The following is a 9216-nucleotide window of genomic DNA, read 5'->3' as shown; positions in this document are numbered from 1 at the left end:
TGTTTCGCCAGTTTTTAAACCTTTCGTGTATACGTAATACTTTCATTTTGTCACTCCAAATTTTGATATTTCCTTTGCTTATACTGATACCATTTTAAATCTTCGGATCGTAATGGTTGAATTCAACAAAACTCTCAATACCATTAAAAGCAGGCATATCCTCCAGGGTGGTAATTACCGCAGAGTAACGTCCGGGAGGTAACGGAAATGCCTTAATTTCTCGCACAGCCGTATTTACCCTTCTCTCTTCGTAATAGAAGGACTGCCCCCCATCGTATCCCCCAGCGTTTATTTTTTCATCAAAAAAAACCTGACCGTTTCTAACCAGATGAAGAGAAACGGGAGTTGTCACCCCGTCATCATAAATACTCCCAAATAACTCATCTCTCCTGTTCATTTCATCATGACCATCTCCTCTAGCAAACAGCAGGACAAACTGATAATTTCCTTCCTTGCTGATTTCAAAATCAATTTTGACTGATTGACCAGACTTCGATACGTCAATCGGTCTGTATATATCTATTGGCTCAGAGCATGCCATTAATAAAGTGCAGCTCATAAAAATAATAATTTTTCGCCAGTTTTTAAACCTTTCGTGTATACGTAATACTTTCATTTTGTCACTCCAAATTTTGATATTTCCTTTGCTTATACTGATACCATTTTAAATCTTCGGATCGTAATGGTTGAATTCAACAAAACTCTCAATACCATTAAAAGCGGGAACATCCTCCAGGGTGGTAACTACCGCAGAGTAGCGTCCGGGAGGTAATGAAAATTCTTTAATTTCTCGCACCGCCGTATTTATCCTTCTCTCTTCATAATTGACAGCACTCACTCCTTCGGATCCCGCAGCGTTTATTTTCTTGTCAAAAAAAATCTTGCCATCTTTAACGATATGGAGTGAAACGGGGGTTATTACTCCGTCTTTATAAACTCTCCCAAACAATTCAAACCGCCTTTCCATTTCATCATAATCATCCGTAGTAGCAAACAGCAGGACAAACTGATAATTGCCTTCCTTGCTGATTTCAAAATCAATTTTGACTGATTGACCAGACTTCGATACGTCAATCGGTTTGTATATATCAATGAACTTAGAGCAGGCCATTAATAAGGTAAAGCTCATAAAAACAATAATATTTCGCCAATTTTTAAACCTTTCATGTATATGTAATACTTTCATTTCATCACTCCAAATTTTGATGTTACAGTGTATTTCTTTTCCATACTTGTTATTTCCTCTATTTGTTATTTCTCTTCGTTTTTCTACAGAAGTTAAATTTTCGGATTGTAATAAGTGAATTCGACAAAACTCTCGATGTCATCAAGAGCAGGGACATCCTCCAGGGTGGTAATTACCGCAGAGTAACGCCCAGGGAGTAACTCAAGTATTTTAATGTTTCGCACAGCCATATTTATGCTTCTTCCTTGATAATCGAGAGACTGTCCCCAGCCACATCCTCCTGCATTTATTTTCTTGTCAAAAAAAATCTTGCTATCTTTAACCAGATGAAGCGAAACAGGGGTTATTACCCCGTCCTTATCAACATTCCCGAACAACTCAAGCCGCCTTTTCATTTCTTCATAGTCATCCCCTTTATCAAACAGCAGGGCAAACTGATAATTTCCAGCCTTGCTGATTTCAAAATCAATCTTGACGGATTGACCCGCATGCGACACGTCAATCGGTTTGTATATATCAATTGGTTCAGAGCAAGCCACCAACCAGACACAACTCAAAAAAATAATAATTATGCGCCAGTTTTTGAACCTTTCATGTATACGTAATACCTTCATCTCGTCACTCCAAATTTCCATATTTCCTTTGTTTATACTGATACTATTTTAAATATTCTTAAATTTTCGGATCGTAATAGTTGAATTCAACAAAACTCTCGATACCTTTAAAAGCAGGAACATTCTCTAAAGTGGTAATAACAGCAGAGTAACGTCCGGGGGGTAACGAAAGTGTTTCAATATCGCGCACTGCGGTATTTATACTTCTCTCTTTGTAATAGAAGGATTTCCACCCATCAAGCCTCACCGCATTTATTTCCTCGTCAAAAAAAACCTTGCCGTCTTTAACCAGACGAAGCGAAACGGGGATTGCAATCCCGTCCTTATCAATACTCCCAAACAACTTATCTCGCCTTTCCAGTTCAGCATAACTACGGCCATTGGAAAACAGCAGGGCAAACTGATAATTTCCAGCCTTTCTCTTGCTGAGTTCAAAATTAATCTCGACGGATTGCCCAGAACGCGATACATCAATCGGTTTGCGTATAGTATCAATGTGCTCAGAGCAGGCCATTAATAAGGTGCAGCTCATAAAAATAATCATGTTTCGCCAGTTTTTAAACCTTTCATGTATACGTAATACTTTCATTTCGTCACTCCAAACTTTGATATTTTCTTTGTTTGTACTTGTCATATTTCAATATGAATTTATTATCTCCATGCGGAACATGGGGAATAAATACACCTCGAAGTATAGTGGGTATATGCCGATACTTTTAATTCGGAAAAGGCGTGAGCTGTACAAAACTCTCAATGCCATTAAACTCAGGCATATCCTCCAAAGTGGTAATTACCACAGAGTAATGTCCTGGAGTGAACTGAAATATTTCAATGTGGCGCCGCAGCGTATTTATTTTTTTCTCTTTGTAATATATGCTCTCCCCCCAACTTCGTGCACCCACCGTATCTATTTCCTCGTCAAAAAGAACATTGCCATCTTTAACCAGACGAAACGAAATAGGAATAGCAACGCCATCAACATCGGCACTGAGCAACTTAAGTCGCTTTTCTTTTTCTTCACGACTATCCCCAGCCGTAAATAGCAGGGCAAACGAATAAGCTTTAACATTGCTAATTTCAAAATCAATCTTGACGGATTGACCCGCATGCGACACATCAATCGGTTTGTATATATCAATGTACCTAGAGCATGCCATTAATAAGGTGCAACTCATGAGAATAATCATGTTTCGCCAATTTTTAAACCTTTCATATACCTGTAATACTTTCATTACGTCACTCCAAACTTTGATATTTTATTCGTTTATACTAATACCATTTTAAATCTTATTAAATTTTCGGATTGTAATAGGCAAACTCGACAAAACTCTTAATCCCATCAATTTCAGGGACATCTTCCAGAGTAGTAATGACCGCAGAGTAACGTCCGGGGGGTAACTCCAGTATTTTAATGTTTCGCACAGCTATATTTATTATTCTTCCTTCATAAGTTAAAGACTGCCCCCAGCCGAGTCCTCCTGCATTTATTTTCTTGTCAAAAAAAACTTTTCCATCTTTAACTATCTGAAGTGAAACAGGAGTTATTACCCCGTCCTTATCAATATCCCCGAACAACTGATCCCTCCTTTGCATTTCGTCATGATCATCCCCAGTAGCAAACAACAGGGCAAACTGATAATTTCCAGCCTTGCTGATTTCAAAATCAATTTTCACTGATTGACCAGACTTCGATACATCAATCGGTTTGTATATATCAATGGGCTTAGAACAGGCCATTAATAAGGCACAGCTCATAAAAACAATAATGTTGCACCAATTTTTGAATCTTTCGTGTACCTGTAATATTTTCATCACGTCACTCCAAATAAAATAATTCGCGTTAAATTTTCGGATTGTAATAAGTGAATTCGACAAAACTCTCGATTCCATTAAAGGCGGGGACATCCTCCAAAGTGGTAATGACAGCAGAGTAACGTCCGGGGGATAATGAAAATGTTTTAATTTCTCGCACCGCCGTGGTTATACTCCTTTCTTCATAATCGAAGGTACGTCCCCAGCCATATCCCCCAGCGTTTATTTTCTCATCAAAAAAGACCTTGCCATCTTTAACTATCTGAAGTGAAACAGGGGTTATTATCCCGTCCTTATCAATATCCCCGAACAACTCAAGCCGCCTTTTCATTTCTTCATAGTCATCCCCTTTATCAAACAGCAGAGCAAACTGATAATTCCCTTTCTTGCTAATTTCAAAATCGATCCTGACTGATTGACCAAACTGTGACACGTCAATCGGTTTGTATATATCTATTGGCTCAGAGCAGGCCATTAATAATGTACAGCTCATAAAAACAATCATTTTTCTCCAATTTTTGAACCTTTCATGTATATGTAATACTTTCATCACATCACTCAAAATTTCCATATTTCCTTTGTTTATATTGATACTATTTTAAATCTTCTTAAATCTTCGGATTAAAATAGGCGAATTCGACAAAACTCTCGATGTCATCAAAAGCAGGGACATCTTCCAGTGTGGTAATTACCGCAGAGTAACGTCCGGGGGGTAACGAAAATGTCTTAATTTCTCGCACAGCCGTATTTACCCTTCTCTCTTCGTAATAGAAAGACTGCCCCCCATCGTATCCCCCTGCCTTTATTTTTTCGTCAAAGAAAACCTGACCATTTCTAACCAGATGAAGCGAAACGGGAGTTGTCACCCCGTCATCATAAATACTCCCGAACAACTTAAAACGCCTTTTCATTTCATCATAATCATCCGTGGTAGCAAACAGCAGGGCAAACTGATAATTTCCTTTCTTGCTAATTTCAAAATCAATTTTGACTGACTGGCCAGACTTCGACACATTAATCGGTTTGTATATATCTATTGGCTCAGAGCAAGCCATTAATAAGGTGCAGCTCATAAAAACAATAATTTTGCGCCAGTTTTTGCACCTTTCGCGTACCTGTAATATTTTCATCAAGTCACTCCAAACAAAGTAAGACTGCGAAAAAACATCCTTGACCATTAACAGTCACTTATCTCAAACACGAAAAACGGTGAGTATGGCGAACCGGGTTCACAGAGCTGCCCTCACGAGCATTCGTTCTTTTACCGCTCTCTCAAACTTTCATCCAGATGCTGCTGCAATGGGCTCAAGAAGTAATCGATTACTCGACGTTGATTGGTTTTTATTTCTGCCGTGATCGACATGCCCGGAGACAGTGGGACTCGCTGACCATTGACCAGCACGTGATCAGACTTCAAGCGAATACGGCTGCTATAGATGAGTCCACGCTTTTCGTCCTCGATAGCGTCGTTCGATACGTTCAGCACTTCGCCGTCAACGGTGCCGTACTTGGTGAAAGTGAAGGTTTCCACCTTGACGGTAACCGGTTGACCAATATGGACGAAACCTACATCCTTGTTTTCCAACATAGCCTCCACTTCTACCGGTTGATCTGCGGGGACGATGACCATCAGCGGCTGAGCTGGTGTTACCACGCCACCAACGGTATGGATAGCGAGTTGTTGAACTGTGCCAGTCACCGGGGCTTTAAGACTGGTCAGGGTTTCCTGGTAACGGGCCTTTGCCAGCTCCTGAACCAAGGTCGCTGTCTTTTTGTTGGCTTCCTGTTGCAAGTCGAGCATAGCGCGGCGATTTTGCGCCACAACAGCCTCACGCCGACGTCGCGCCTCGTCCTGAGCAGCGGCGTGCTGCAAGACACTGGCCTGCTGTACGCTTAACTGACGTTGCATATCCAATCGCGTCTGCTCTTTTTCCAGATATTCATGCCGCGACACATACTGTTTCGTCAATAACCGTCGGTAATCTTCGGCTAATCGTGTCGCAATCGGTAGCGTTTTTCGCAGGCTAGCCACCTGGGCTTGGGCAGACTGAATTTCGGCGCTGCGTTGGAGGATTTCTGCGTCCACCAACTCCAGGTTGCTGCGGTATTCCTGGTATTGTCCTTGAAGCCAGCGTTGGGCACTGAGCACCTGTTCCGGGTTGGCGTTGTCAATCGTTCCTACCAGCGACGCCGGCGACTTTTGTTGATTGATCGCGTCGAGCATGGCGGCACTCCGCGCACTGTCGATACGAGCAGCCAGCAGCTCGCTCTGAATCCGGCTGACGTCGGCGCTCGCCGCCGTCGGATCGAGTTCGACCAACAATTCGCCAACTTTCACCGATTGACCGTCATTGACGTGGATCGCTCTGACCACCGCCGTTTCGCTAGATTGAATCAACTTGGTCTTGCCATTGAGAACAACCTTTCCCGGGGCAATAGCCACTACCTCGATTTTGCCGATGTAGGCCCAGAGCAACGCCAATACGGCGAAACCCATAATGCCCCAGGTGAAAATCCTCGGTGCTGGGTGAACAGGTGTTTCCTGCAACTCCAAAGCCGTCGGTAAAAACTGTAATTCATGAGCAAGTCGCGGCGACACGTCCATGTTTTTACGTTGGCGCCAAGACTGACGCCACGCGTGATGATAACGCTGCAATAAGGAAAGGGTGGAGCTCATTTGAAGTTATTTTCCTTGAATCGGAGTATGTTTATCTTGGTCACATCTACCTCTGATTGTGTTATTAACCATTGATTACGTTATTAGCCGTTTTCATCGTACGTTCTGGAAATGGAAGCCTTTCAGCCTTGCTGCATTCGATACAGTCGTGAATAGTGGCCGTCCTGACGCGCCAGTAACTCGGCGTGAGCTCCCTGTTCAACGATCTGCCCGCGATCCATCACAAGGATACGATGCGCGTCGCGTACAGCAGACAACCGATGAGCGATAATGATGACCGTGCGCCCCTTGCAAATGCTTTGCATGTTCTGCTGAACCACCCGTTCAGACTCGTAGTCCAGCGCACTGGTCGCCTCGTCGAAAATCAAAATGCGAGGATTGCCGATCAAAGCTCGGGCAATGGCTACCCGTTGCCGCTGACCGCCCGAAAGTGACGCGCCGTGCTCACCCACAATGGTGTCGTAACCTTCGGGCAGTTCAAGGATGAATTCATGGGCTCCAGCCATGCGGGCAGCGTGCATGACCACTTCGAGCGGCGCACCCGGATCGCTCAAGGCAATGTTTTCGCGAATGCTGCGGTTGAATAGCATATTGTCCTGCAACACCACGCCAATCTGCCGGCGCAGCGAGGACACATCAGCCAATGCCAGATCCATGCCATCGACCATGACCCGTCCGCGCTCTGGAACATAGAGCCGCTGCAATAAACGGGTCAGAGTACTTTTGCCGGAACCGGAGCGACCCACTACACCAATGATTTCTCCTGCACCAATGACTAGGTTGACTCCGCGCAGCACCTCAGAACCATCAGCCCGGTAACGAAAATGCACCTGTTCGAACTCTACCTGCCCCTTGAGCGGCGGCACCGTGCTACGTGTAGCCTGAGACAATTCAGTACGGGAATTGAGGATGTCTCCCAGACGCTGCACTGAGACCCCGGTCTGCTGGAAGCTGGTCCACAGTTGCGCCAAGCGCATGATCGGGCCGCTGACACGGCCGGCCAGCATATTGAATGCGATCAGTTCCCCCACCGATAGCTGCCCCTCTATCACGAGGCGGGCACCGAGCCAGAGTGTGGCGACCGTCACTAACTTGCCAATAAGCGATACACTTTCATTGGCGAGAGTGGATAAGGTCTGTGTTTTGAAACCTGCGGCAACATAAGCCGCCAGTTGGTTGTCCCACTTGCGGATGGCCTGCGGTTCAACCGCCATTGACTTTAGGGTATCGATGCCATTTACCGTTTCGACAAGGAATGCCTGATTCTCAGCGTTACGTGTGAAGCTATCCTGTAATCGCTTACGCAAGAGAGGTGTAACCAACCCTGAAACTAGTGCATAGAGCGGCAATGATAACACCACAACGAGAGTCAACCAGCCGCTGTAATAGAACATCACAAGGATGAATACCAGAGAAAAAAGCACGTCGAGCATCAAGGTAATGGCGTTGCCGGTGAGGAAGCTGCGGATGTTTTCCAGTTCGCGTACACGAGCCACAGAATCACCGACTCTCCTTGCCTGGAAGTAAGCCAGCGGCAGATTAATCAAGTGCCGAAAAAGATTCGATCCCAACTGCACATCAATACGGCTGGTCGTATGAGCAAACACGTAGCTACGCAAACCGCTCAGGGCCGACTCGAACAGCATGATGCCCAGCAATCCCGCTGCGACAACATCCAGTGTGGTTAGGCCGTGGTGCACCAGTACTTTGTCCATGACCACCTGAAAGAACAACGGAGTCACCAAGGCAAACAACTGCAAGGCAAAAGACCCCAGCAAAACTTCACCCAACAACTTGCGATATTTGACGATAGCCGGGATAAACCAAGTGAAGTCAAAGCGAGAAGTCTCTCCGGACAGACTGTTACTGGAACGCACAAGCACCAGTTGCCCTGTCCAACGCTGCTCAAGCTGCTCGAAGCTGATAACTTCGGGACGCGCCGAACGTGGGTCCTGAATCAGGCCTGTTCTTTGTCCAGTTTAGCCAAAATAAAAAACTGCCCATCTCGGTCAATGGCAATGGCGGGCAAGGGAGTATGTTCAAGTCTGGCAAGTGTTGTGTGTACAGCCTTGGCTTTCAGCCCTGAATGACGGGCAGCCAGCAGCAGCTCCTTCAGGGTAAGACCTTGGTTGGAAGTGGAAAATTCGTGTGAAAGTTGTTCAGTCGATATAGCTATGTTGTGAAACCTAGCCAACATAGCCAGGCAAATCAGGCCGGTATCCAGCTCCGGGGAAGAATGGGGTGGCTCAGTACTCATTTCATTATGTTGCATCAGACAACTTAATCCTTAAATCAAAAATCTGGATATTCATCTCACCCCTAGCAAGCTATCCAGACATATCCGCAATCCGTTTAGTAAACAAATCACAATTCATATAATTAGGTGCTTATATCATCAAATAATAATAAATTTCATTTAATATATTCACAAAGTGTGACATTAACCACACAATAATATTAAAATTTATTAAATTTATAATTTTATTGTTTACATTTATAACAAAACATAAACATCAATAATTTGATTCAGTAATTGCAACTATTTTTGAATCTTTTGAATCGGTGAAATTAAGATATCGATCAGTATATAGCCATCACGATGAAACTAATCGGTATTACCGACTGGACACAACGGCTAATAATCGCCCAACCAAAAAGACTAAGAAAAGATATTTCAATTATAAACTAGCCAAAATTTGGTATATAGGTAGGTTTAAGACACATTTATCTTGTATAGGCTAGCTTACTGCACGAGAATTTTTCAATCACCCAATCGAGAACTTTTTACAAAAATAAAAAGGCATATTTACCAAAGTCAGTACGGCAAATCAGAAAACTCATTAAGGATATTAATGGACTGCTTATCAGGCTTAAAAATCCCAATCCAACAACTGAGCAAATAATGATCAAAAAACGTCAAGGAAGAT

9 protein-coding genes and 1 pseudogene are annotated in these 9216 nt (G+C 43.8%); all 10 read right to left on the bottom strand.

The window, feature by feature from the left end; translation table 11 throughout:
- Nucleotides 1–94: 94 nt before the first annotated feature.
- Nucleotides 95–616, bottom strand: a complete 522-nt coding sequence (locus C5469_RS09755; protein WP_166305484.1) for a DUF5625 family protein — start codon at nucleotides 614–616, stop codon at nucleotides 95–97.
- A gap of 48 nt (nucleotides 617–664) precedes the next feature.
- A complete protein-coding gene (locus C5469_RS09750; protein WP_166305481.1) occupies nucleotides 665–1186 on the bottom strand; it encodes a DUF5625 family protein in 522 nt (173 codons plus the stop codon).
- Between the two features lie 92 nt (nucleotides 1187–1278).
- A complete protein-coding gene (locus tag C5469_RS09745) occupies nucleotides 1279–1800 on the bottom strand; it encodes a DUF5625 family protein (protein ID WP_166305478.1) in 522 nt (173 codons plus the stop codon).
- 58 nt (nucleotides 1801–1858) lie between these two features.
- Nucleotides 1859–2389, bottom strand: coding sequence for a DUF5625 family protein (locus C5469_RS09740; RefSeq protein ID WP_166305475.1), 531 nt, complete (start codon nucleotides 2387–2389; stop codon nucleotides 1859–1861).
- 127 nt (nucleotides 2390–2516) lie between these two features.
- Entirely contained in the window at nucleotides 2517–3032 is a 516-nt protein-coding gene (locus C5469_RS09735; protein WP_166305472.1) for a DUF5625 family protein, read from the bottom strand.
- 58 nt (nucleotides 3033–3090) lie between these two features.
- Nucleotides 3091–3612, bottom strand: coding sequence for a DUF5625 family protein (locus C5469_RS09730; protein ID WP_166305469.1), 522 nt, complete (start codon nucleotides 3610–3612; stop codon nucleotides 3091–3093).
- A gap of 28 nt (nucleotides 3613–3640) precedes the next feature.
- A complete protein-coding gene (locus C5469_RS09725; protein WP_166305632.1) occupies nucleotides 3641–4162 on the bottom strand; it encodes a DUF5625 family protein in 522 nt (173 codons plus the stop codon).
- Between the two features lie 58 nt (nucleotides 4163–4220).
- Entirely contained in the window at nucleotides 4221–4742 is a 522-nt protein-coding gene (locus C5469_RS09720) for a DUF5625 family protein (RefSeq protein WP_166305466.1), read from the bottom strand.
- 131 nt (nucleotides 4743–4873) lie between these two features.
- On the bottom strand, nucleotides 4874–6289 hold the full coding sequence (locus C5469_RS09715; RefSeq protein WP_166305463.1) for an HlyD family type I secretion periplasmic adaptor subunit: 1416 nt from the start codon (nucleotides 6287–6289) through the stop codon (nucleotides 4874–4876).
- Between the two features lie 122 nt (nucleotides 6290–6411).
- Nucleotides 6412–8546, bottom strand: a pseudogene (locus tag C5469_RS09710) (type I secretion system permease/ATPase).
- Between the last annotated feature and the right edge of the window lie 670 nt (nucleotides 8547–9216).

Source organism: Photorhabdus cinerea (assembly GCF_011189575.1).
In the GTDB taxonomy this organism is placed as follows: Bacteria; Pseudomonadota; Gammaproteobacteria; order Enterobacterales; family Enterobacteriaceae; genus Photorhabdus; species Photorhabdus cinerea.
This window is presented reverse-complemented; position numbering and strand designations above follow the sequence as displayed.